Below are 23,651 nucleotides of genomic sequence, written 5' to 3'. Positions count from 1 at the left end.
TGGGTTTAGATTCGGTAATTAAAATATACGGGGGGGATCCGGAGGAGTTATTCCGAGGTTTACCCAAAGTCGACTTAACCCTACGCAATGCAGATAAACAAGCAGGTAGTGTTTCTCCAATATCTGGAGGCTCACTGCCTGCTTGTTTTTTACATTAGAAAGGGCTGTTTAAGGAGTATGGCTTCCAAAATACTGGTAAGTTCCTTTGGAATATTGATTCCACTCGCCCTCAAGTGAATACTGCTGTGATCCAGTGTATATACCAGATTTACGGACAATAGTTCCACCTGTGGAGAGGAATTGCTGAGTAGAGGTAGGGTCACCGAGAACATCCACGATTTGGCCGTTTTTCTTCAGTACTAATGCTGTAATATTATATGTTTTTGGATTATATAGACTCAGTTCATCATTGTAATAGGAGATATTCATTAAATCAAATGCGTCCCCAAAAGTAGAATCTATAAACATATACGGCATTGCTACAGGTACAGGGAATAATGGCCGGGAATAAACCTGTTTGGTTTGGGTGGCTTTCATAAATTGGTGGACTTCAAGGGTGTAACCTTCTGCTTTTCCTGCGGGATTACCATTTCCTTTATAGTACAGCTCAACTGCGATTCTGCCGTCACCGCCGTCCAGATACTCTGAGAAGAATAGCTCGGAGGTACCCTGTGAAGCCACACTTATAGATAATACAACCGCTTTGCCATCAGAACCTACTATCCATACCGTTCCTGGACTTGTAGGACCATTCCATATAGCTCCATTCAGAGTTACAGGTCCGCTCAATGAACCTGTGCTGCTTTCTGTATACACTTTAAATTGACTCTGATTAGGAATCTGCTTGGAAATATCGAAGGAAATATTGGATACACCTTGCTTGGTGGTTATTGGCACAAAGCCGTTGTTTACAAGCTGGGCTGTAATCAAGGTGAAAGTTGAGGTAGCTGAACCTCCTTTATCATCCGTTGCTGTGAGGGTCACTAAACCACTCGCTGAACTATTAGCTGCCGGAGTTATCGTCAGAGTGTTGCCATTAAGGCTAAGTGTACCAGCATTTACGTTATCTATAGAAGCTGAATAAGTAAGCATGTCATTGTCTGGATCTTGAAAAAGCTGGGCCAGATCAAATGTACGTGGTGCCGTGATACCTGGTGTTAAGAGTTGAGTAGTGATTCCAGATATCGCAATTGGTGGCTGATTAGACGTTACAGTGAATGCAAAAGTAGCAGTGTTAACGCCACCTTGGCCGTCCATTGCTGTTATTGTAATCATGGCTGTACCTGAATCGACCGGCACAAGGTTGAGATGATTCCCATTTACAGATACAGTGGCAACGCTAGCGTCAGAGGATGCAGCTGCGAATGTAAGCGGGTCGCCGTCCGGATCAATGAACACATTACTGATGTCGACGTTTTGGACACCACTTGTGATCAGAGCAGACATTGGATCAATATTATTTTGCACGACTGGTGCATGGTTCACCGGAGTCGGCGCCGGAGTAGGGCTAGGAGTCACTGCGGGAGTAGGCTCAGGAGTCGCGACCGGAGTAGGCTCCGGAGTCGCTACTGGAGTAGGAGTAGGACTAGGAGTCGCGACCGGAGTAGGACTAGGAGTCACTACGGGAGTAGGCTCAGGAGTCAGCGCCGGAGTAGGCTCAGGAGTCGTCACCGGAGTAGGACTAGGAATCGTCACCGGAGTAGGACTAGGAGTCGTCACCGGAGTAGGACTAGGAGTCGTCACCGGAGTAGGACTAGGAGTCGTCACCGGAGTAGGACTAGGAGTCGCTACGGGAGTAGGGCTCGGAGTCGTCACCGGAGTAGGGCTCGGAGTCGCGACCGGAGTAGGACTAGGAGTCGCGACCGGAGTAGGACTAGGAGTCGTCACCGGAGTAGGACTAGGAGTCGCTACGGGAGTAGGCTCAGGAGTCGCGACCGGAGTAGGACTAGGAGTCGCTACGGGAGTAGGCTCAGGAGTCGCCACTGGAGTAGGACTAGGAGTCGCTATCGGAGTAGGCTCAGGAGTCGGATCGCTCACGGCGTTAGCAGACGTGGACGAAGTATATGCAGGAGCAACGGCTCCAGATGCATTTTGAACCGTTTGGATATTATTTTGAATGGCTGTGTAATTTGTTATGAAATGTGAAGGCAGACTCATGCCAGGCAACTGCAGATTTTGAATAGACAAGGAGGGATCGATGGTGATCCTAGCGCCACCTTCAACTATTTTTAAGGTTTGCAGGGAACCGCTGCCATGAATAGTAACTGGAGTTATAGAATCCACAATGATCTGCCCAACTTGGCCCTGAAAAGTTATACTCGAAACGCCATTTTTAATCTTCAAATCACCGGTAACATTGCCTTTAATAACAACATCATTTCCAGAAATATTGAGCAAAGAACCGGAGGGTAAGCCGGAGGTATTTAGTTGAACCCCTTTTTGTACAATTTCAAGCTCTTGCAAACCATCTACATGACGATTCAAGGAATTGAACTTAAGGACAGCTCCTCTTAAAGCATCATAGTTGCTATCACCCATTAATTCTTTGAGTGTACCTTCAATGAGGTAAGGCGTGCCATTGATCGTTACGAAATCTCCATCTATATTGTCGATCGTTGCAGTTTGTTGTTCTTCTTTAAAAATATTCAGCAGAAAAGAAGCCATATCCTGCCGCTGAACAGTACCTTTGGGGCTGAACATATCTTCAGGAGAGTCTATAAGTTTAAGACGTAGTGCGACATCAGTATACTCTTTTGCCCAATTGCTGATTGTGGATTCGTCATTAACCTTGTTGGCTTGTCCGCCTTGTGCTCCAGTTCCGCGGATGGCACGTACAAATATAACTGCAAGCTCTTCTCTAGTTACAGGTCTGGATGGATTAAAATTACCTGTAAGATCACCCTCCATAAATCCTGCCTTTTTAACAGCCTCAATAGCGGAGACACTCCAACTGGAATCAGATACGTCTCTAAAGGAAGAAGCGGAATTCCCTGAGGAATCTAGCTTTAAGGTCTTCGCTAAAATGGCTGCCAGCTCTTGGCGGGTCATAGTCGCAGTGGGTCTGAATTGTCCATTGGGATCGCCTTTAAGCAATCCTAGACGAGCAGCCTCGAGGATTGCGGCACTTTTCGTCTGTTGTATTTCGGTTAAATCGGAGAACGGTGGAGTGATTCCAGCTGCAGATGCATAGAGAGTACCACCGAACAAGGTGTTAAGGGCAACAAGTGTTGCTCCCCATTTTAATGATATGCTTTTCAAGCAAAAGCCCCTTCCTTAGAACCAATTTGTCATAAGCTTACTTCATTATATCGACGCAAAAGCAAAGTTTTTTAATACTTTCATCCTACTAAAAGTGATTTAATTCATTGCTTTTCAAACTTATGAACTAGAAATAACTCCACTTCTGTTCCATAAAAGGGCTTGTTTTTTGTTGACAGCTTATAAAATCGATGATATTTTAAATATTATAATTCCAATTGATTTACTTTGAATAATGATTGCCGACTGTTCCTACAGAGGTATTGCGAATGTAAAAACGCAATGCCTCTGTTTTTTTGTCCATACAGATTAAAGGAGGGGTCAAGGTGGGAGAAGCGTTGCTGTCTATTTCGAACCTAAATAAACGTTTTGAGTCTGCCGGTGGTCATGTTCAAGCACTCCATAATGTAGATCTCCATGTACAGGAGGGCGAATTTATTACAGTCATCGGCCCCAGCGGCTGTGGAAAAAGCACACTATTACGCATCGTAGCCGGTCTGGATAGCGGGTACACTGGCAGTGTCACCCTGGAAGGGGCGGAGATTGGGGGTCCTGGGATCGATAAGGGTTTTATTTTTCAGGAGCATCGCCTCTTTCCCTGGCTTACCGTTGAGAAGAATATTGCCTCTGATTTACCGCTAGGGAACAAGGAGGTTAGGCGGAAGGTCGATGAATTGATTGATCTGGTGAAGTTAAATGGATTTGAGAAATCTTATCCCCGCGAGTTGTCGGGAGGGATGGCCCAGCGGGTGGCAATAGCTCGTGCACTTCTGCGCAATCCGAAAATACTGCTGCTGGACGAACCGTTTGGTGCACTGGATGCATTCACTCGGGCTCATATGCAGACGGTATTGCTGGACATTTGGCGGGCTAACCAAACAACCATGATTTTTGTGACACATGATATTGATGAGGCTGTGTTCTTGGGGAATCGGGTAGTGATTCTAGAGCCGCGTCCCGGGAAAATACGTAAAATTGTACCGATAGATTTACCGTATCCACGGAAAAAAACAACGACCTCCTTTCAAGAGCTGCGTTTGAAGGTGTTGAATTATTTTGAAAAGGTAGATGAGCTAGAGCTTACAGACGGAGCCGGAATATAAAATAGGTCGACCATACCCATGGAGACTTTCGAAGGCATTACATTCGAGGGTCTCTTTCCGTTTATTTAAAGTGATTGTAAAGCTGAAAAAAGGTGGGTTCAAAGTATGACAAATCGGGCTGTAGCCATAAGAACTTCCGGAAGACCCGGAAAGGTGGCAACACTAGGACTTGGTCTTTTGCTGCCGGGCAGTGTGCTAATTCTGTGGCAGACGCTCGGGCATTATGGAATGATCTCGGAGATGCTGTTCCCTACGCCGTATACGATTGCGGAATCTTTTGTAACTTTAGCGGCTTCAGGCGATCTGTGGCCGAACTTTAGAATCAGCTTGGTCAGAGCCTTTTCTGGATTCCTGCTAGGTGGTGGACTGGGTCTGCTGTTAGGACTTCTCGTAGGCCTGTTCCGCAGATCGGAGAAGCTGTTAGATCCTTCCCTGCAAATGATCCGCATGATTCCCAGTCTGGCGGTAGTACCGCTGTTCATTTTATGGTTCGGGATCGGTGAGGAGTCGAAGGTGCTATTGATAGCTAAGGGAGCTTTTTTCCCGCTTTATATCAATACGTTCATGGGAATTCGCGGCGTGGATAACAAGCTGTTCGAAGTTTCCCGGGTACTTGGCTTCAGCCGATTGAAGCAGATTGGCAGGTTAGTACTTCCAGCAGCGCTGCCGAACATTATTCTTGGAGTGCGTCTCTCTCTAGGGCTTTCTTGGCTGGGGTTAGTAGTGGCAGAGCTTATCGCATCTACCTCAGGCATTGGATACATGATGTCCGACGCGCGTCAATTCGCGGACACACCAGTGGTGTTCGTGGGAATTATTATTTTTGCCGTAGCTGGATTGTTGAGTGATTCCATTGTTCGTTACATTGAACGACGGTTGTTGAGATGGCAAGACAGTTATCGCGGATAACCTTGAACGCTCATTAAACAAAAGGGGGATGCACCATGAGCGATGGAGTAGAAGCTATTATCAAAAATACTAAAAGAGCCAGAGAAACGCTGGATAGCAGCGGCACAGCTCCTTTATCCAAGAAGACACCGAAGAAACCTGCAATACAAGTTGCATGGAAAACCCTGCTCTCTGATTGGGGAATGGGTGCAATTATCCCGGTGGTGACGTTAGTCCTTTGGCAGCTGGCAGGGAGTACGGGGCTGGTCTCCGCAACCTTTTTGCCGACTCCGCTTTCGATTGCAAGAGCTTTTACCGACTTGTTGGTTACTGGAGAGTTAACTCATCATCTGGGTGTCAGCATGGGTAGGGCGGGCATCGGATTTCTTATTGGAGGTGTGTTGGGTCTTCTATTCGGCGTACTGACTGGCTTGTTTCGCAGTGTAGAATATGTGCTCGATCCTAGCGTACAAGTGCTTAGGCTTGTTCCCCATTTAGCTATAGCGCCGCTCATTATTCTCTGGTTCGGGTTTGGAGAGATGTCAAAAGTTGTGATCATTATGACAGGCTCATTTTTTCCGCTCTATATTAATACGTTTATGGGCATCCGCAATGTGGACAATAAATTGTTCGAAGTAGCTCGTGTATTGGGATTCAGTCCATATCAGAAGCTGCGCAGGCTTATACTCCCGGCGGCGCTGCCTGGAATTTTGTTAGGGCTAAGGTTGTCGCTGGCTGTAGCTTGGATTGGTTTGGTTGTAGCAGAGCTTATTGGATCACAGTCAGGTATTGGGTTTCTTATCAATGAAGCGAAGCAGAACTCTAATACAGAGGTTGTATTCGTAGGCATTATTATTTTCGCAATTGTCGGTAAGCTGATCGATTCCTTGTTCCGGATTATTGAACGAAAGTTCCTGTTCTGGCGCGATAGTTACGAAGGCTAAACAAACTGAGGAGGTCTTAAACATATGAGTGGATCGGTGAAAAAAGGATCGGTGAATTTGGTGGCAGACGTGCTCGTTATCGGAGGAGGTCCGGCAGGAACGTGGGCAGCCCTTACTGCATCAGCGAAGGGGGCCAAAGTAATCCTTGCAGATAAAGGGTACTGCGGTTCAAGTGGGGCAACGGCACCGTCGGGAACGGGAGTCTGGTATGTGAAGCCGGATGAGAAGCTCCGGAAAGAGGCAAAAGCAAGTCGTTATGCGCTTGGCGGGCAGCTGGCTGAATCTCGCTGGATGGACCGGGTGCTGGATCAAACCTATGCCAATATGAACAAGCTGGGTGTTTCCGGTTATCCATTCCCCGTAGATGAGCAGGGCAATCAATTCCGAAGAAGTCTGCAAGGACCGGAATATATGAAATTAATGCGTAGGCTGGTGAAAAAGGCAGGCGTTAAAATTCTAGATCACAGCCCAGCCTTGGAACTCCTGGCAGATGAGCATGGCGTAGCTGGAGCGGCTGGAGTTCATACCCAGAGTGGAGAAACCTGGACTGTTCAGGCAGGAGCAGTCGTTATTGCTACCGGAGGCTGCGCCTTCCTAAGCAAGGCACTTGGCTGCAACGTGTTGACCGGAGATGGTTATCTCTTCGCTGCTGAGGCTGGGGCGAATCTGTCCGGCATGGAATTCTCCAATGCCTATGCGATCTGCCCTACGTTCTCTTCGGTGACCAAGACGGCGTATTACAGCTATGCCAGCTTTTATTATGAGGATGGAAGCATTGTGGAGGGAGCCGGTTCCAAGAAAGGCCGTTCTGTAATTGCCCGGAATCTGTTGGCAGGTAATCAGGTGTACGCCAAGCTGGATGGGGCACCAGAGGATTTAAGACCGCTGCTGCGGGTGGCGCAGACGAACTTTTTCCTTCCATTTGACCGCCAGGGAATTGATCCGTTCAAGGATGCGTTTCCGGTTACTTTGCGGCTCGAAGGCACGGTTCGGGGGACGGGTGGCATCCATATTACAGATGAAAGCTGCGGCACAGGTGTTCCCGGACTTTACGCGGCAGGAGATGCTGCTACCCGCGAGCTGATTTGCGGAGGTTTTACTGGCGGTGGCAGCCATAATGCGGCGTGGGCGATGTCTTCAGGTTCTTTTGCTGGTGAAGGAGCTGCTGTCTATGCACAGAGTCTGGGGTCGCACGCTGCGCAGCGTAGTCCAGTCGGCTTATCATCATCACCACTGGTGCATCAGGAAGTAAAGCCGGGAGTGGCAGCCCAAACAGCAGAGTATGTGTCTGCTGTACAGGCTGAGGTGAAGCCGTATGATATCAATTTGTTCCGGACAGAACAAGGGCTGACGTCTGCACTAGATCGTCTGGATGGATTGTGGAAAGAGCAACGAAGCCGCGAAATTCAGCGTACGCCAGAAGGGGTCAAGGCACGGGAAGCCGAAGCCATGACCGCAACAGCCCGCTGGATGTACAATTCTGCACTTGCTCGTACAGAGACGAGAGGCATGCATAAGCGTGAGGATTTCAAGGCTACAGATCATGGCCAGCATCACCGCTTGATCAGTGGCGGATTAGATCAGGTATGGGTGAAGACGGAAGCCGTGGCTAAGGAGGGTGTTCTATCGTGATTGAGGTGATCAGCGCTGCCAGATGTGTAGAGTGCAACCAATGTGTATCTGTCTGCCCGACTAATGTTTTCGAACGGGTAGAGGATGGCATTCCTGTTATTGCCCGGCAGAGTGATTGCCAGACTTGCTTTATGTGTGAGCTGTATTGTCCTGTCGATGCTCTCTACGTTGCACCAGACTCTGAGAATATTATTGGTGTGACAGAAGCGGAACTTCAGGAGCAGAAACTACTTGGCGGTTATCGTGAAAAAGTAGGCTGGGGTAAGGGCAGGCAGCCGGTGGCAAGCCATGACTTTATGTATAAATTGGCGTCGAGGGCAGGGTTCTGAGCTGGATCAAGATTTAAATAAATAGCATAAACCTAGGGGGAGAAACAATGAAACAAGCGTACAGAGAGATTCAAGGGAAACGTTCTAGGAAGATTCGGTTTGCACTTTTAACTACAATTATGATGGCCATGCTGGTGCTTCAGGCTTGCGGAAATAATACGGGCGGCAATGGAGCATCTGCCTCCGGGGGATCAAATACGGAGAAGGCGGGAGAAGGGGCCACGAGCACGAGCAATGTTCCAGCGGTATTGAACTTTGGGTTTATCGGTTCCAACAAATTGAATGTGCCCGGCGGTGCAGAGGGTTGGGGCTTTTATAAAGGGATTATTCAAGAAGAGTTGAAGAAATACGGCATTACTGAAGTGAAGCTTACTGGCTTTCCAAACGGTCCGGATCAGACAGAATCCTTGATTAGTGGTCGGCTGGATATCGGCAGCCTTGGAGATACACCTGCTATTATTGCCTACGCTTCTGGAGCCAAGACCCGTCTGATTTCACAATCTTCCGCGAACACGATTGGTTATTTGATCGGCAAGAAGGATGGGCCCAAGACGGTGAAAGATCTGCAAGGTAAAACTATCGCGATTCAAAAAGGCTCCTTCATGCACCGATATGTAGTTGGATTACTACAGGAAGAAGGCGTGACCGACTACAAACTCGTGCATATGCTCATTCCTGATGCTACTGCAGCTTTAGCCCGTGGAGATGTAGATGCTACAACAAATCTAGGTGTTCCTGCGCTGAAGCTGATTGACCAAGGTTACACTCACTTGGATGATGCCTCGAAGCACCCGAACCTGCTTGGTTCTAGCGCAACAGTTGTGTCTGAGGATTATCTGGCGAAATTCCCTGATTTTCCGAAGGTATGGAACGAAGCTAGAGAGAAGGCCTTGGCAGACTTGAAGCAGCATGAAGATGAGTATTATCAATTTCTGGCTGAAATCGGAGATACAACGCCTGAGCTGGCGAAGCAAGTGAATCCAATTAGTGATATCAAGGATACTGCGTTCACTGATGAAGGAACAAAGCTGCTGGACGGTACCAAAAACTTCCTCGTCGAAGAGAAGTTAGCGAAAAAAGACTTCAATATTAGCGATTGGCAGCTGAAATAAGTTGCTTAAAGGTTGCTTTAATTGAACTTAAGATTCTTCTGTAAAGGTAATTGAGTGACTGCGGTGAATGTTTGGACTTTCGGCCGCCACTCCGCCACTCCTCCCTTTAGTGATTTTTAAGTTCAACTAACTCAAGCTAATGGTGTAGGAGGAAAAAATATGTCGCAGCTTAAGAAGGAAATGACAGTGGATGTCCTCGTGCTTGGCGGAGGTCCTGCTGGGGCGTGGTCGGCATGGAGTGCAGCCTCGCAAGGTGCAAAGGTAGTCCTGGCGGATAAGGGCTACTTGGGCACTAGTGGCGCAACTGCACCGGGAGGAACAACGTTGCTCGTTATTCCTCCCATTGCCGAGCTGCGGGAGCAGGCAGTGCAGGCCAGACTTAAGGCCGGCGGATATTTGTCGGAGAATGCTTGGATTCACCGGGTGCTGGATCAGGTAGAGCAGAACCTGGCTCAAGTGGAGCAGTGGGGGTATCCGTTTCCGAAGGATGAAGAAGGAAACTCACTGCGTACCCATCTCCATGGACCAGAATATATGCGGATTATGCGAAAAGTTGTGCGCAAAGCAGGGGTCACAATTCTTGATCAGTCACCAGCGCTGGAACTTCTTCATGATGAACACGGTGTTGGTGGAGCGCGTGGGATCAACCGCCTGACAGGAGAGTCCTGGGAAGTGAAGGCGAATGCCGTTGTGATGGCTACCGGAGGCTGTGCTTTTCTCAGCAAAGGCCTTGGTTGCAACGTGCTGACAGGGGAAGGATTGTTGATGTCCGCAGAGGTGGGAGCTGATCTCTCGGGCATGGAATTCAGCCGCCAATATGCGCCAAGCTTTGCGGACGGAACCGTAACACGTGGCCGTATGCTGGCTTGGGCCACTCTCTATGACGCGGACGGTCATCCGTTGCATAGAGGGGATCGGACCTTTGGCAGCATTCCTGAGCTGATGCTGAAGGGTCCGGTTTACGCTTCGCTGGATCTGGCAGACACCGCGGAGAAACAGGATTTCCTGCGCAAAGCGCATCCGATTTTCTTTATGCCGCTGGAGCGGGCGGGAATTGATGCGTTTAAGCAGAAATTCCCGCTCACCCTGCGCTATGAGGGCACGATGCGCGGCACTGGGGGTCTGCGCTTGAGCGGCACGGATTGCCAGACGACCGTGCCCGGACTCTATGCGGCCGGTGATGCCGCATCTCGCGAGAAAGTGACCGGCGCCATCTCCGGCGGCGGGGCTTATAACGCTTCCTGGGCCATGTGCAGCGGAAGCTGGGCTGGACAGGGAGCCGCGCAGCATGCGCTGTCCTGCCGAGGACAGGCGAACAGCCGCAAGCTGACCGCAGCGGGACGCTACGGGCTGGCGGCTGGCGCCGATGCCTCGGAAACGCTGGAGGTGAAGCCGCTAATCGCGGCAATCCAGCGTGAAATCTTGCCGCTGCAGATCAATTATTTCCGCAGCGAGCCGGGCATTTCTTCAGCCTTGAAGCGGCTGAATGCCTTGATGCCCTATTTGAACGGGCAGGCTCCTGCCAGCGTTCAGGGCATCGTGCAATCACGTGAAGCCGCGGCTATGCTCGCGGTCGGCAGGTGGATGTACACCGCGGCACTCGCCCGGAAAGAGACCCGCGGACTGCAAAAGCTAGCGGAATATCCGGAGCTTGATCCGCGCCAGACTCACCGGCTGATCTTATCCGGTATTCAACATATAAGCGTCAGTACAGAGGCTGTGCCCCATGCTCATGAACTGAATGCGCCGAAGGAGGGGCAAGCGATATGATCGAATTAATCAGCTTGGAGCGCTGTGTTGGTTGTAAGCTGTGTACGAAAGTATGTCCGACGAACGTATTCGAAATGCAGGGGAAGATTCCGGTCATTGCCCGTCAGGAAGATTGCCAGACCTGTTTCATGTGTGAAGCTTATTGTCCTGTAGATGCTTTATACGTGGCACCACAGGCGGATCAGCTGATCGGTGTAAATGAGGAGGTGCTGATTCAGTCAGGTGTGTTGGGAAGCTGGCGTGCTGAAATCGGCTGGGGACCTGGTGCGAATGGTTCGATGGCGGAGAGGGACACGACTCCTTATTTTGAAGTGTTTACCGAGCAGTACCGAACATGATTAAGCAGATGCTTAAACCCAAAAAATCCGCCCGAAAGCTGGGCGGATATTTCATATATTAGAAACTTATAGCAGGGCTTCGATAGCTGGTTCAATATCCAGCGGGTCCACCGTAGATTCGAATCTAGTGACCACATTGCCTTCGCGATCAATCAGGAATTTAGTGAAGTTCCACTTGATTTCGTCATTGTTCAGAGCCTCTGGATCTTTGTCTTCAAGCATGCTTTGCAGCAGCTTTCCTGAAGAATGGTTGATGTCGAACCCTTCAAATCCAGCCTGTTCTGTTAGGTAGGTGAAAAGAGGGTGTTTAGCTTCGCCTTTTACGTCAACCTTTTCAAAGAGTGGGAAGGTTACCCCGTAATTGATTTGGCAAAATACATTAACCTCTTCATTGCTGCCGGGTTCTTGCTCTCCAAATTGATTGGAAGGAAAGCCGAGAATTTGGAGGCCGCGTTCCTCGTACCGCTCATAAAGCTTTTGCAGATCTGAATATTGGTGGGTAAATCCGCACTTACTTGCTGTATTCACTATCAGTAGCACTTTACCTTTGTATTGCTCTAGCTCGATATCTTTTCCCCGAATACTGCGTGCTGAATATTGATAAATGCTCATGGCTGCTACATCCCTTCAGTTATCTATGCTTTTTGAAAAAGAACAGGAAATATTTATAATAATTAAATTGTAAACAATTCAATTATCGCTGTCAAACAATACAGCTTGAAGGAATTGGAACCGTAATTGCCAGGTTGGAATAGGATAGATAATGGGTATGGATCAGTCAAAAAAATTTATTGCGTTAAAGCTACTCTGCGTTCCATTATTATCTTGCATCGGGGACGTTTTTTGATTAAGATAGCAGAAACCAGCGCAAAAGCCGCGCTGACATAGATAAGGACTATGACGAAGAGAGTAAGCATTATAGCGGATCTTAACAGGGAAGGCGTGCCGGAGACTGAGAGCACCCTCATGAGACGATTAATGCCGAAGTTCACTTCCGAGTCGGCCCCTGAAGTAGTTTGTCACAGGTTGTGGCAGGTATGAGTAGGGAGGCCCGCGCCCCGCGTTACCGGGTGAAAGACAGAATTAATTCTTAGTCAGGGGAACATGAGATTCTATTCCTTTGTGCTAGTATTCGGGTTAATTCTAAATAAGGGTGGTACCACGGCTCCTCGTCCCTTGCGACGGGGGGCCTTTTTGTGTTCCAAATTATAACAAAAAGAGGGAGTGGAAGGGTAATGAGTAACGTGGAATTGGATGTTCTTAGAGGTCGTCTGGATGAAATTAATGGGCAATTGCTGGAGCTGATCTCCGAGCGGGCTAAGATTGTTCAGGAGATTGGAGGAGTTAAAGAAAAACAAGGTGTCCCTAAATTTGATCCAGAACGGGAAAAACAGATGCTGGATAAGCTCGTAGCGAGCAACAAAGGCCCTTTCACTAACGGGACGATCCGTAGCCTCTTCAAACAAATTTTCTCAGCTTCTCTGGACTTACAAACAGATGATCATAAAAAAACTTTACTGGTAGCCCGCAAGAGCCACAAAGAGGATACAGTGATTGTTCTGCCGGGAGATGTAACGGTTGGCGGTCCTTCTTCACTGATGGTAGCCGGTCCTTGCTCCGTGGAAAGTGAACTGCAGACTCGTACCGTAGCTGCCGCCCTGCAAAAAGCCGGAGTACGTGTAATGCGTGGCGGTGCCTTCAAGCCTCGGACTTCACCTTATGATTTCCAAGGACTGGGAATGGACGGTTTGAGAATATTACGAGAAGCAGCAAATGAATATGGACTGCTGACCATCAGCGAAATTGTAGATCCAAGACATATTGAAGAGTCACTTGATTATGTGGATATCATCCAGATCGGTGCACGTAATATGCATAATTTCGAGCTGCTAAAAGCGGTCGGAGAAGTCGACAAGCCGGTACTGCTGAAACGTGGATTGGCTGCCACACTCGATGAATTCATCCATGCAGCGGAATACATCATGTCTCGTGGAAACACACAGATCATGCTGATTGAACGTGGAATTCGTACCTATGAAAAAGCGACCCGCAACACGCTTGATATCTCAGCAGTGCCAATTCTCAAACAGGAATGTCATTTGCCAGTATTGGTTGATGTAACTCACTCGACAGGCCGCAAAGACATCCTTATTCCATGTGCGAAAGCCGCACTCGCAGCTGGAGCTGACGGCATTATGGTGGAAGTGCATCCTGATCCTGCAACCGCATTGTCTGATGCCGCTCAGCAGCTGAACATTGATGAATTCAACACCTTCTTTAATGAAGTGAAAGCTTCCGGATTGTACCGGTAATCTAGAAATATAGAATTTGCATGATATTTTAAGGATTCGCTAGAAAATGAGGTGTATAAGCGCTTACAAGTCTAACTAATCTTTTTGTGAAGGTGAAGGTGGGTCGAGTACAATAAGCAACATTAGCGTTGCACCGGCCCCGGGTCTTTTCTGACAAAAGATCCACACATTTTAATAGTCACAGGAGGAAAATAGATTTTGAAGCAGCTTACCTTAAATAATGGGTGGTTTTCTAACACTCGAACCGATATTTTATCGGGGATGACCGTAGCCGTTGCGCTGATTCCTGAAGCGATCGCTTTTTCGATCCTGGCGGGAGTAAGTCCGATGGTTGGTTTATATGCCTCTTTTTGCATTGCGATTGTAACGGCACTTGCCGGAGGCAGACCCGGAATGATCTCGGCGGCTACGGGAGCTATGGCTCTGTTAGTCGGAAGTCTCGTACTAGAACACGGAATAGAGTATCTGTTCGCGGCAACTGTATTGGCTGGCGTGTTTCAGATATTGATGGGGATGCTAAAGCTGGGGCGGTTTATCACGTTTTTGCCACAGCCGGTCATGACGGGTTTTGTCAACGCGCTGGCGATACTGATTTTTATGGCACAGCTTACCCATTTTAAAGGACAAGGCTGGGTGATGTACGGACTGGTAGCTCTGACCTTGCTTATTATCTACACGGTTCCTCGGTTTACCAAAGCCGTACCTTCAGCACTTGTAGCGATTGTTATTGTTTCTGTTCTTAGTATCGCTCTTCATCTGGACGTAAGAACCGTAGGCGATATGGGGAATATTACAGCAACTTTGCCACTATTCCATCTCCCGCAAATCCCGTTCACGCTGGATACGCTGCTTATTATTTTGCCATATTCACTTTCGCTGGCCGTAGTTGGGCTATTGGAATCCCTGATGACTGCCACCTTAATAGATGATATTACGGGCACAGGTAGTGATAAGAACAGAGAGGCGAAGGGACAGGGGCTTGCGAATGTAGTCACTGGTTTTTTCGGAGGGATGGCAGGCTGTGCGATGATTGGCCAATCGATGGTTAACATGAAGTCAGGAGGACGCACGCGTCTGTCCACGTTTGTATCAGGGATCTTTTTATTATTCTTAATTATCGTACTTGGCGATGTGGTGAAGCAGATCCCGATGGGTGCGCTCGTCGGCGTAATGATAATGGTCTGTATCAGCACCTTTGAATGGGGCTCACTCAAAACTTTAACCCGTGTTCCGCTAAGCGATGCGCTGGTTATGATTGTGACGGTGGTCACTGTGGTGGTTACGGACAACCTTTCTATTGGGGTTTTGTTTGGAGTTCTGCTAAGTGCTTTAACGTTTGCTTGGAAAATAGCTTCGATCCGCCTAACTGTTCAGGAAGCAACCTCTTCCAAAACATATGCGGTATCCGGCCAGTTGTTCTTCGGCACGACAAGCCACTTCATTCATGAATTCGCCTACGATAGCGATCCGGATCATATTATTATCGATTTTTCACACTCCCATGTGTGGGACCAATCCGCTGTCCATGCCATAGCGAAGACGATGAGCAAATACGCCGAGCATGGTAAAAAAGTCACCATTACCGGACTTAATGACCAGAGCTCACAGCTGGTTCAGCGGGTGGGATTATCCATATGAAAAAAGATTGCGCTATATGCGCGATCTTTTTTTTATAGCAGATATTAACTGAAAGAAAGGCCAGCAAGGTTTTACTTTGGGTTTAAAATAATATAAAATATAAAGTGGATAATGTTTATCCGCTTTATACGCGGATGGTATTATCTACAGTTTGAATCAAGCTATTTACGTAAATCGAGGTGCTGTACATGCATATGAAAACAGGGGTAGAACAGTCGGTATATGCACTGGTTCTACTCAACATGCTGCCGGATAAGGCGGTGTTGTCTGGGGAAGCGATTAGCCAGCAGCTCGGAGCATCGGCGACCTATTTTCAGAAACTGTTAAGAAAGCTGGTAACCGCAGACATCATCACGTCTGTTCCCGGCATTAAAGGCGGTTTTAAATTAAAGAAAAGCCCTGAAGATATTCGTGTATATGACGTTTACCTCGCGGTGGAAGGCCAGCAGTCGCTGTATTCATCGAATGGTATTCTGGTAGATATGTTGGATTTAGAAAAAGAAGACAGCTGCTGCCTGTTATCGAATCTGATGGAAGAAGCTGAATCCTCTTGGAAAGCCGTATTAAAGCGGGAGACTATTGCTTCGTTGTCGGAGGAAATGCGTGGTGAACGCTTTAAAGATAAGATTGCAGCCCTAGAGGAATGGGTCAGTAATAAAATGGTCATCTAACCAAAGAAGGGATGTATTCGCATGAGATTAAGCATATTGGATCAGGCACCCGTGACAAGCGGCAACACTGCGGAAGGTGCCCTGAATAAAGCAGAAGAACTCGCCATTTTAGCAGATGAGCTGGGATATAGCAGAATGTGGATGGCAGAGCACCATGGCGGAAATACATTTGCTAGCTCAGCTCCGGAAGTAACGGCTGCCCGTTTAGCCGCCAAGACCAACCGTATTCGAATCGGCACCGGCGGTGTAATGATGATGCATTATTCTCCGCTTAAGCTGGCGGAAGTATTTAAAACGTTAAGTGCTTTTTCCCCGGGGAGAATTGATTTTGGTGTGGGACGAGCTCCTGGTGGCGATACAAGCGCCATGTACGCTTTATCTGAAGGCCGTGAGTTAATGCTGCATAATATGTATGACAAGCTTGGCATTACCATGCAGCTGCTTAGTGATCAGATTCCGGAAGATGAGCTATATGCCAAAAATCTCGCTGCTCCAACGAAGGTGGCGCTCCCTGAAGTATGGTTGTTAGGCTCGAGCGGCAATAGTGCGCGAAAAGCTGCACAAATGGGAGTCGGATACTCCTTCGCACAATTTTTTAATGGTGCGATGAGTAATGAGATCTTGGACCATTACCGGAATAACTACCAGCCTTCTATCTTTATGGACAAACCAGAGATCAGTGTATCCTATATGGTGACCACAGCAGAAACGAAGGAAGAGGCTGAGTATGAAGCATTGCCGCAGGATATTTTTCGGTTGATGATGAGTAAGGGCCGGATTACTCAGGTGCTGACACCAGAAGAAGCTCAGAACATTTCGCTATCGGAAATTGACCGGATGTCAATCAAGGAAGGGCGCAAGATTCATTTAGTTGGTGCGGTTAAAGACATCGCCGTACGTTTGCAAGAAGAACAAGCACAATATGGATTCCAAGAAGCAATGATATGCAGCATCCCACATTCGCAGGAGAAACGGCTAGAGGTTTACCGGCTACTGGCGCGTGAACTGCTAGGCTCTTGATTCTGGATAGCTAACCTTAACCCGCATTTCATGCGGGTTTTTTGTATGCCAATTTAGCTGTTTGATCGGCGCATACCCTCAAAAGACAATAAATTAACCCTCCCGCCTCCTAAAAGTAACATTTGAATGCCTAACTTCATCTATGATTAGTGAAAGATTTATTTTTAAAAAGAGGTTAGGAAGTGATCAAGGATGTTTCCTTTACATAAATCCGTTACGCTGACAGCCTTGCTTCTAATGAATCTACTGGCAGGTTGCCAACATCAGGTGGACCCATCCCCCGCTCAATCGGCTAACGACTACCACACCTCAAGACCGAAGCCAACAAACACCGCTGCTAACCTCATTAAGCTGGAGTGGAACCTGGTGGATACAATGCCCATAGTCTCTCAACTAAGTGCTCCACCCACAGGCGCTACTTTGATTACAGAGAAGAAGCTGGAGGATTTTGGAGGACTCAAAGTGAGTGTGTATACGATGGCTAGTGACGAAGACTATGTGTATGCCAGAACTTCTACTTCCAAAGGACAATACAGTCTAGGGGCGATAGGAACTTATAATTATCGTCAACCGGAGGATATCAAGGTAGAAGTAGTGCGGCTATTTAGCGAAAAGGTGTTGAAAATCACCGGAGGATTAGGAGCAAATAACTCGCTCAGTAACTATTATTTAATCGACGAGAGCGGTAACCCCTCGGGTTTGCTGCAAATTGATACCGGACATTCCAAAGAGCTGGATGTTGATCAGGATGGATCTTTTGAGGGTGTAGCCGCACATGGAAATCCGATGAGTGCCTATATTTACCGCTGGAATGTTGATCACGCTGAGATAACTTTTGTTAATGATGCTTTAAAGGCGGACTCAGTGGTGCTAACGGATGAAGGAATATATGAAGCTTCTAATATCGGGGACAAGCAGAGCAAGAAATTCCGGTTGACCGTAGAAGGACTGATTCCAGAGCGGTAACGCCATGACCACTGCTGTTGAAATATTTCCTGCGACCATTTACCCTAAACCTCCGTATAGACGGTTAAGCTTGAATGATTATCCATAATCTAGGAGGGGTATTGGATGAATATGCAAATGAATCCGAAATTGAAACAGCTGCGTCCGGGAAAAATAGTCACCGGTATTGCAGCGGTGCTTATTGTATTGTTGATCGGCGCGAACTCTTTTGTATCTGTGGAATATGGGCATGTAGGTTTATACAAAACCTTTGGTAAATTAAATGACAATACATTGTCACCCGGCATTCATTTTAAAATTCCATTTATTCAGACGGTGATTCAGGTCAATACACAGGTAACGAAGGCGGAGACCGATACTTCAGCCTCTTCAAAAGATCTTCAGCCCGTGTCCACACATGTGGCGGTGAACTATTCCGTAAATAAGGCTTCCGCCTTTAATCTGATGAACAATATCGGAGGTAATTTTGATAGTGTAATTATCAATCCGGCCATTCAAGAAATCGTTAAAGAAGTGACAGCCAAATATCCAGCAGAGGATTTGATTACGCGTCGTGATGTAGTGTCGAGTGAGATTAGTGAGCACTTAACCGCTAGGCTGGCAAAATATGACCTGATCGTCAACGATATTAACATCGTTAACTTTAAATTCTCGGAGGCATTTAACCAGTCGATTGAAGCAAAGCAGGTCGCCCAGCAGCAGGCATTGAAGGCCGAAAATGATCTCCGGCGGATTGAAATTGAAGCGAAGCAAAAAATCGCCCAGGCGCAAGCAGAGGCTGAATCTTTAAGACTTAAGAAGCAAGAGGTTACACCTGAGCTGGTGCAGCTGAAGCAAATTGAAGTTCAGGAGAAAGCGCTGGAAAAATGGAACGGTGTGTTGCCATCTGTAACAGGGGGAGCCACACCTTTTGTGGATGTTCAATCCCTGACTAAATAATTCATTATTGGGTTTCTGATTTATTTCACAATTTGCTGTTCTGTGATTGAGATCGTAGCTGTCTGCTTCAACAGAGTATTTATTATCCCTTTACGCTTACGGACTCAGAAGATGTTATTTGTAAGTTTTAAGGCTTAGGAGCATGGCTTCGGACTCCAGTGGCGCTATCCATTAGGTAGAGGTTCGGATTTGGTGTTTTTTATGCCAATAGCGGCTATGGGGTCCGATAGTTTCCCAAATGTGCAATTATGCTGCCTATAAGGTCAGCTGAGTCCGATAGTGGCTCGTACGCAATAATTCTCCCTATTTTACCTTATATAATTCCGGGTTTGGCAATAAGGACAGCCCATAGTGTATCAACAACTGCTCCTCTGATGAAAAAGCCCTACTTCTATAGAAGTAGGGCTTTTTATGCTATTAATATTGATAAAGCATCGTAGGAATTTGCCAGCCAGCGCCAACTGACCAAAAGAAGACATAATCGCCACGTTTGATTCGTCCGTCCTCGACTCCGCGTTGAAAGGCGATAAAAGGACTGCTTGTGGCTGTGTAGCCGAACTCGTCGCCTACATAAATGAACTTTTCTGCGGTTAGCCCAAGTCCGATTTGGATGAGCTCGATATTTTTCAGTGAGAATTGTGAAAGGCAGAATGCAGAGATATCATCCGTAGTCAGACCGTTGCGTGAGAGAAGCTCCTTCATATCCGCTATAGCCGCATCCACACACACTGTACCGTCAAAAGGGGTCCACCGTATCCGAATCTGCTCTGGGGTCATACCCTCTTGATAAATATTCGACAGGCCGCAGGCAGGGAACATAATATTCTCGGAGCCTTCAGAATCGGTGTAATAAAGGGAATCTATGAAGCCTGCATGCTCACTGCTGCGCTCTAGAATCACTGCTGCTGCGGCGTCCCCAAAGTTAGGGTAAGTAATTTCATCATCTGTATTGCAGTTCACTGAGCTGTAGTCGCTTCCTACAACGAGTGCGTACCTGATGCTGGGATTGGCTTGCATATAACGACTTGTCTGCTCCACGGCGGAGACCATTCCTGCGCAGTTAGCATTGGAATCCTGCGTAATGGTCCGGTGTTTACCTTGAAGCATACGGTGTAGGAGAAGTGCATTGGTAGGATAGGTGTACTCTGGCGTCTGTGAAGCGAACATGATCATGTCCATATCCTCACCTTGCAAATTCGCTTCGCTAAGCACTTTTTGGGCAGCCTTTAATCCCATCGTCAGAGCATTTTCACCCTGTTCTTTTACGATGTATCTCCGGTCGCGACCCATGACTTCTAGGAATCGTTTGATGTCCTTGCCCATACTCTGAAAATGCTTCAGATAATATTCGTTATCTACGATATGCTCTGGGTGGTAATAAGCAGCTTGGCGAATCGCTATATGTCCCAAGTGGCGCCTCCTATGCTTCAATAATTTCGTAATTTTCTAATTTCGTTGCCCGTGCCACTCGGCTTAACTGCATTTTTAGGACAGGGCTTTTGGCAATAATAAAGGTTACTTTTTTAAATCCGGATTGTTTGTACAGTATGTAGCATTGCTCAAGCATGGGAAGTGTGTCCTTTGAGGATACATTCAATGTCTTGCAATCTAGGATGATCTCATATTGTTTGGGGTCGAATGCACTTATGATTTGGTTGTACTCATTAATGAAACGTCCTGCATCTTCTGGCGACATAGTTCCTTCGACTTGTACATTCAGTTTTTGATCTGTAGCATTTGTGGCGAAATTGAAGTTTCCCATTTTTGATTAATCTCCTCCTAAGTTTTATCTAAGAAAAATTTTGATGAATAGGATAAAAAAACCTATTTATCTAAGACTATTATCGTATTTTTAATTGGGAAAGTTTAGGGGATTAAACCTTTATTTTTTTAAAAAGATAATTTAGGGAATGAGAAACTACTTAAAATCCATAAAATCTGCACAAATTAAGGTTTGAGGTAGGCATGCCCACCCTGTTTGCTTTGCAAAGCACAGTTCTATTGGTATGATTACAGAGATGAAAAAAACTACTATCCAAATCATGGAGGAATAATAAAAATGAGCGAAATTACACTATCGGGGATCATTGATCATACACTGCTTAAAGCAGATGCACGGAAAGAAGACATTATTAAATTGGCGGAGGAAGCTAAAACTTATAAGTTTGCTTCTGTTTGCGTAAACCCTGCTTGGGTAGCTACTGCCCATGAAGTGCTGAAAGATACGCCTGAGGTTAAAGTATGTACAGTAATCGGCTTCCCGCTGGGATCATCGACAACAGAGAGCAAAGCATTCGAGACTACCGATGCTATCGCTAAAGGTGCAGGCGAGGTGGATATGGTCATCAATATCGGAGCATTAAAAGATGGCAACGATGAGTTGGTTAAACGTGATATTGCAGCTGTTGTAGATGCAGCGCGCGGCAAAGCCCTGACAAAAGTCATCATTGAGGCTTGTCTGTTAACGGAAGAAGAAAAAGTTCGTGCCTGCAAGCTATCTGTTGAGGCCGGAGCAGATTACGTAAAAACATCCACTGGATTCTCTACAGGCGGGGCAACGAAAGAAGATATCGCGCTTATGCGTGCTACAGTTGGACCTAATATCGGTGTAAAAGCTTCCGGTGGTGTACGTAGTGCAGAAGATGCACATGTAATGGTACAAGCAGGTGCAAGCCGTATTGGAACTAGCGGTGGTGTAGCGATTGCTAAAGGCGAAACAAGCCAAAGCAATTACTAAGCCGAAGGGCTGAATCGGAAGCGGCGAGTGAGGAGGACAAGCTCATTCGCCGCTGTCCTGATTCAAGCTATTAACCGATCAGCTTGATTAGCGATTGTGTTTTATACATAAGTTTGAGGTTTTTATAATTTATATTGAAAGCGTTATCCAGTAGGTAGAGGACACTAGCAGAAGCATTTGACCAAAGTACAATAATTCACACCGGAATAATGAGATTTTTTTCTTTTCAAATGACGTGGTTTGTGAGAGAATGGGTACAATTCAAAATTGTTAATCATTTCTATACTTAATTATAGGGGAGGAAATACCTATGTCAGAAGATCGCAAGCTGTCGTTTGAAACTTTGGCTGTCCATGCAGGCCAGGAAATTGATCCAACTACTTTCTCACGTGCTGTACCGCTTTATCAGACCACTTCCTACGGGTTCCGTGATGCTGATCATGCAGCGGATCTGTTCGCGCTTAAAGAATTCGGTAATATTTATACTCGGCTGATGAACCCAACTACGGATGTATTTGAACAGCGTGTGGCAGCACTTGAGGGCGGGGCAGGTGCGCTTGCTACAGCTTCCGGGGCAGCGGCTATTTCCTTTTCCATTCTAAATATTGCGGGCGCTGGGGATGAAATTGTATCTGCAGCAAGCCTATATGGCGGGACTTATAATCTATTTTCGACAACACTGCCTAAGCTTGGTATTAAGGTACATTTCGTAGATTCGGATAATCCTGAGAACTTCCGTGCTGCGATTACAGATAAGACCAAAGCCTTGTATGCAGAAACAATCGGCAACCCACAGGGAAATGTTCTGGATATTGCGGCAGTTGCAGCGATCGCCCATGAACATGGGATTCCTCTCATCGTAGACAATACGTTCCCAAGTCCATATTTATTGCGTCCGATAGAGCATGGCGCGGACATTGTTGTCCATTCGGCAACCAAATTCATCGGCGGACATGGTACATCCATTGGCGGGATTATTGTTGACGGCGGTAAATTTGATTGGAAGGCAAGCGGTAAATTCCCAGGTCTTACGGAGCCAGATCCAAGCTATCATGGAGTGGTTTATACGGAAGCGGTGGGCCCGATTGCTTATATTATTAAAGCCCGCGTTCAATTGCTTCGCGATTTAGGGGCGGCGATTTCTCCGTTCAACTCTTGGATGCTGCTGCAAGGTCTGGAGACTCTTCATTTGCGGATGGAACGTCATAGCCAGAATGCGCTGAAGGTAGCGCAATATTTGGAGGCACATTCAGATGTGGAATGGGTAAGTTATTCGGGACTTCCTACGCATCCATCTCATGAATTAGCGCAAAAGTATTTGCCTAAAGGCCAAGGTGCGATCCTTACTTTTGGTATTAAAGGTGGAAGTGCTGCGGGACGTAAGCTGATTGAGAATGTGAAGCTGTTCTCTCATTTAGCGAATGTTGGGGATTCCAAGTCATTGATCATCCACCCAGCGAGCACAACTCATGCACAGCTGTCGGATGAAGAGCAAATCACAGCCGGAGTAACGCCGGAATTGCTGCGTTTGTCGATCGGGACGGAGTCCATTGATGATATTATCTATGATCTGGAGCAAGCTATTGCTGCCAGTCAACAATAGAAGTTTATATTTCGAAAAGCATTACTGCTCTGCGGTAATGCTTTTTTTGTTGCCTAAAAAAGTTGGAATATTCATCGGATTTGGCAACGCTTGCATATTTCAGGTGTGGCTCCCGTATTTATAAGTGAGGTAGGTAATGAAATGTCGGTCGCTTATGTTATATAGCTTGGCATACCGGCAGCAATCCAAAGATAAAGGGTGGGTGCGAGGATGAAGGGTGAACGTCAGCAGGATGGTTTGCGGAGTAGTGAAGAGCGCCCGTTCAAGTTCATGTATAAGGCTGGTGATCGGACTGTGGGAATGGAAATGAGCCAAGCTGGATCCGTAGCCTCCGCTGCCGCAGAATTTATCGCTGGAGTAGAGCAGAGGGATGTCATTGAGCCTTTGAAGC

Annotated in this window: 20 protein-coding genes; 16 read left to right on the top strand and 4 right to left on the bottom strand. The window is 47.0% G+C overall.

The features are described 5' to 3' along the window. Positions 1-168: 168 nt before the first annotated feature. Positions 169-3,258: an S-layer homology domain-containing protein gene (locus MKY54_RS27250; protein WP_339188548.1), complete on the bottom strand. Its 3,090-nt coding sequence runs from the start codon at positions 3,256-3,258 to the stop codon at positions 169-171. A gap of 326 nt (positions 3,259-3,584) precedes the next feature. Between MKY54_RS27250 and MKY54_RS27245 the strand changes: the two genes are divergently transcribed. The 8 genes from MKY54_RS27245 to MKY54_RS27210 all read left to right on the top strand — a co-directional run bounded on the left by MKY54_RS27245 (position 3,585) and on the right by MKY54_RS27210 (position 11,374). Continuing rightward, positions 3,585-4,361: an ABC transporter ATP-binding protein gene (locus tag MKY54_RS27245; RefSeq protein ID WP_036680296.1), complete on the top strand. Its 777-nt coding sequence runs from the start codon at positions 3,585-3,587 to the stop codon at positions 4,359-4,361. Positions 4,362-4,466: 105 nt separating this feature from the next. Next, positions 4,467-5,270 (top strand): ABC transporter permease, encoded by an 804-nt coding sequence (locus tag MKY54_RS27240; protein ID WP_038573373.1) that lies wholly within the window; start codon positions 4,467-4,469, stop codon positions 5,268-5,270. Between the two features lie 35 nt (positions 5,271-5,305). Next, positions 5,306-6,193 (top strand): ABC transporter permease, encoded by an 888-nt coding sequence (locus tag MKY54_RS27235; protein ID WP_339188546.1) that lies wholly within the window; start codon positions 5,306-5,308, stop codon positions 6,191-6,193. 24 nt (positions 6,194-6,217) lie between these two features. Beyond that, positions 6,218-7,825 (top strand): FAD-binding protein, encoded by a 1,608-nt coding sequence (locus tag MKY54_RS27230; RefSeq protein WP_036680291.1) that lies wholly within the window; start codon positions 6,218-6,220, stop codon positions 7,823-7,825. Further along, the gene (locus MKY54_RS27225) at positions 7,822-8,154 is read left to right on the top strand and encodes a ferredoxin family protein (protein WP_076307272.1); all 333 of its coding nucleotides are present in this window, start codon (positions 7,822-7,824) and stop codon (positions 8,152-8,154) included. Before MKY54_RS27230 ends, MKY54_RS27225 begins: the two co-directional genes overlap by 4 nt. 47 nt (positions 8,155-8,201) lie before the next feature. Then, on the top strand, positions 8,202-9,266 hold the full coding sequence (locus MKY54_RS27220) for an ABC transporter substrate-binding protein (RefSeq protein ID WP_076282670.1): 1,065 nt from the start codon (positions 8,202-8,204) through the stop codon (positions 9,264-9,266). A 159-nt stretch (positions 9,267-9,425) separates the two neighbouring features. Further along, a complete protein-coding gene (locus tag MKY54_RS27215) occupies positions 9,426-11,036 on the top strand; it encodes an FAD-binding protein (RefSeq protein WP_339188544.1) in 1,611 nt (536 codons plus the stop codon). Continuing rightward, positions 11,033-11,374, top strand: a complete 342-nt coding sequence (locus MKY54_RS27210) for a 4Fe-4S binding protein (protein WP_076128745.1) — start codon at positions 11,033-11,035, stop codon at positions 11,372-11,374. Before MKY54_RS27215 ends, MKY54_RS27210 begins: the two co-directional genes overlap by 4 nt. A 66-nt stretch (positions 11,375-11,440) precedes the next feature. Here MKY54_RS27210 and MKY54_RS27205 read toward each other — a convergent pair whose 3' ends face one another. Beyond that, positions 11,441-11,986 carry a glutathione peroxidase gene (locus MKY54_RS27205; protein ID WP_038573366.1) on the bottom strand — a complete coding sequence of 182 codons (546 nt, stop codon included), beginning with the start codon at positions 11,984-11,986 and terminating at the stop codon, positions 11,441-11,443. A 623-nt stretch (positions 11,987-12,609) separates the two neighbouring features. Between MKY54_RS27205 and MKY54_RS27200 the strand changes: the two genes are divergently transcribed. The 6 genes from MKY54_RS27200 to MKY54_RS27175 all read left to right on the top strand — a co-directional run bounded on the left by MKY54_RS27200 (position 12,610) and on the right by MKY54_RS27175 (position 18,920). Then, positions 12,610-13,686, top strand: coding sequence for a bifunctional 3-deoxy-7-phosphoheptulonate synthase/chorismate mutase (locus MKY54_RS27200; protein WP_076193656.1), 1,077 nt, complete (start codon positions 12,610-12,612; stop codon positions 13,684-13,686). A gap of 261 nt (positions 13,687-13,947) precedes the next feature. After that, positions 13,948-15,324 carry a SulP family inorganic anion transporter gene (locus MKY54_RS27195; protein ID WP_254847764.1) on the top strand — a complete coding sequence of 459 codons (1,377 nt, stop codon included), beginning with the start codon at positions 13,948-13,950 and terminating at the stop codon, positions 15,322-15,324. 188 nt (positions 15,325-15,512) lie between these two features. Then, a complete protein-coding gene (locus tag MKY54_RS27190) occupies positions 15,513-15,995 on the top strand; it encodes an Rrf2 family transcriptional regulator (protein WP_076137019.1) in 483 nt (160 codons plus the stop codon). Positions 15,996-16,016: 21 nt separating this feature from the next. After that, a complete protein-coding gene (locus MKY54_RS27185; RefSeq protein ID WP_076128737.1) occupies positions 16,017-17,015 on the top strand; it encodes an LLM class flavin-dependent oxidoreductase in 999 nt (332 codons plus the stop codon). Between the two features lie 192 nt (positions 17,016-17,207). Next, on the top strand, positions 17,208-17,981 hold the full coding sequence (locus MKY54_RS27180; RefSeq protein ID WP_076219605.1) for a hypothetical protein: 774 nt from the start codon (positions 17,208-17,210) through the stop codon (positions 17,979-17,981). Between the two features lie 105 nt (positions 17,982-18,086). Further along, positions 18,087-18,920 (top strand): prohibitin family protein, encoded by an 834-nt coding sequence (locus MKY54_RS27175; RefSeq protein ID WP_076128733.1) that lies wholly within the window; start codon positions 18,087-18,089, stop codon positions 18,918-18,920. A gap of 417 nt (positions 18,921-19,337) precedes the next feature. Here the strand turns inward: MKY54_RS27175 and MKY54_RS27170 are convergent, their stop codons facing one another. Next, on the bottom strand, positions 19,338-20,330 hold the full coding sequence (locus MKY54_RS27170) for a ketoacyl-ACP synthase III (protein WP_076277142.1): 993 nt from the start codon (positions 20,328-20,330) through the stop codon (positions 19,338-19,340). 10 nt (positions 20,331-20,340) lie between these two features. After that, positions 20,341-20,682 carry a hypothetical protein gene (locus tag MKY54_RS27165; protein WP_076185444.1) on the bottom strand — a complete coding sequence of 114 codons (342 nt, stop codon included), beginning with the start codon at positions 20,680-20,682 and terminating at the stop codon, positions 20,341-20,343. A 297-nt stretch (positions 20,683-20,979) separates the two neighbouring features. On the opposite strand from MKY54_RS27165, the gene deoC reads away from it, so the two are divergent. Both deoC and MKY54_RS27155 read left to right on the top strand, forming a co-directional pair. Continuing rightward, positions 20,980-21,657 (top strand): deoxyribose-phosphate aldolase, encoded by a 678-nt coding sequence (gene deoC, locus MKY54_RS27160; RefSeq protein ID WP_036680262.1) that lies wholly within the window; start codon positions 20,980-20,982, stop codon positions 21,655-21,657. Between the two features lie 310 nt (positions 21,658-21,967). Further along, complete coding sequence (locus tag MKY54_RS27155) at positions 21,968-23,260, top strand: homocysteine synthase (protein ID WP_036680260.1); 1,293 nt, start codon at positions 21,968-21,970, stop codon at positions 23,258-23,260. Positions 23,261-23,651: the final 391 nt, after the last annotated feature.

It is taken from the genome of Paenibacillus sp. FSL P2-0121 (assembly GCF_037975345.1).
GTDB lineage: Bacteria > Bacillota > Bacilli > Paenibacillales > Paenibacillaceae > Paenibacillus_AQ > Paenibacillus_AQ odorifer.
The sequence above is the reverse complement of the archived record's forward strand: the minus strand, read 5'-3'. Positions and strand labels throughout refer to the sequence as shown.

What these genes read in the sequence shown, in the direction of transcription:
- MKY54_RS27240 (WP_038573373.1), top strand. Translation starts at nt 4,467, where the DNA reads ATGACAAATCGGGCTGTAGCCATAAGAACTTCCGGAAGACCCGGAAAG.
- MKY54_RS27235 (WP_339188546.1), top strand. Translation starts at nt 5,306, where the DNA reads ATGAGCGATGGAGTAGAAGCTATTATCAAAAATACTAAAAGAGCCAGA.
- MKY54_RS27230 (WP_036680291.1), top strand. Translation starts at nt 6,218, where the DNA reads ATGAGTGGATCGGTGAAAAAAGGATCGGTGAATTTGGTGGCAGACGTG.
- MKY54_RS27220 (WP_076282670.1), top strand. Translation starts at nt 8,202, where the DNA reads ATGAAACAAGCGTACAGAGAGATTCAAGGGAAACGTTCTAGGAAGATT.
- MKY54_RS27215 (WP_339188544.1), top strand. Translation starts at nt 9,426, where the DNA reads ATGTCGCAGCTTAAGAAGGAAATGACAGTGGATGTCCTCGTGCTTGGC.
- MKY54_RS27210 (WP_076128745.1), top strand. Translation starts at nt 11,033, where the DNA reads ATGATCGAATTAATCAGCTTGGAGCGCTGTGTTGGTTGTAAGCTGTGT.
- MKY54_RS27205 (WP_038573366.1), bottom strand. Translation starts at nt 11,986, where the DNA reads ATGAGCATTTATCAATATTCAGCACGCAGTATTCGGGGAAAAGATATC.
- MKY54_RS27200 (WP_076193656.1), top strand. Translation starts at nt 12,610, where the DNA reads ATGAGTAACGTGGAATTGGATGTTCTTAGAGGTCGTCTGGATGAAATT.
- MKY54_RS27195 (WP_254847764.1), top strand. Translation starts at nt 13,948, where the DNA reads ATGACCGTAGCCGTTGCGCTGATTCCTGAAGCGATCGCTTTTTCGATC.
- MKY54_RS27190 (WP_076137019.1), top strand. Translation starts at nt 15,513, where the DNA reads ATGCATATGAAAACAGGGGTAGAACAGTCGGTATATGCACTGGTTCTA.
- MKY54_RS27185 (WP_076128737.1), top strand. Translation starts at nt 16,017, where the DNA reads ATGAGATTAAGCATATTGGATCAGGCACCCGTGACAAGCGGCAACACT.
- MKY54_RS27180 (WP_076219605.1), top strand. Translation starts at nt 17,208, where the DNA reads ATGTTTCCTTTACATAAATCCGTTACGCTGACAGCCTTGCTTCTAATG.
- MKY54_RS27175 (WP_076128733.1), top strand. Translation starts at nt 18,087, where the DNA reads ATGAATATGCAAATGAATCCGAAATTGAAACAGCTGCGTCCGGGAAAA.
- MKY54_RS27165 (WP_076185444.1), bottom strand. Translation starts at nt 20,682, where the DNA reads ATGGGAAACTTCAATTTCGCCACAAATGCTACAGATCAAAAACTGAAT.
- deoC (WP_036680262.1), top strand. Translation starts at nt 20,980, where the DNA reads ATGAGCGAAATTACACTATCGGGGATCATTGATCATACACTGCTTAAA.
- MKY54_RS27155 (WP_036680260.1), top strand. Translation starts at nt 21,968, where the DNA reads ATGTCAGAAGATCGCAAGCTGTCGTTTGAAACTTTGGCTGTCCATGCA.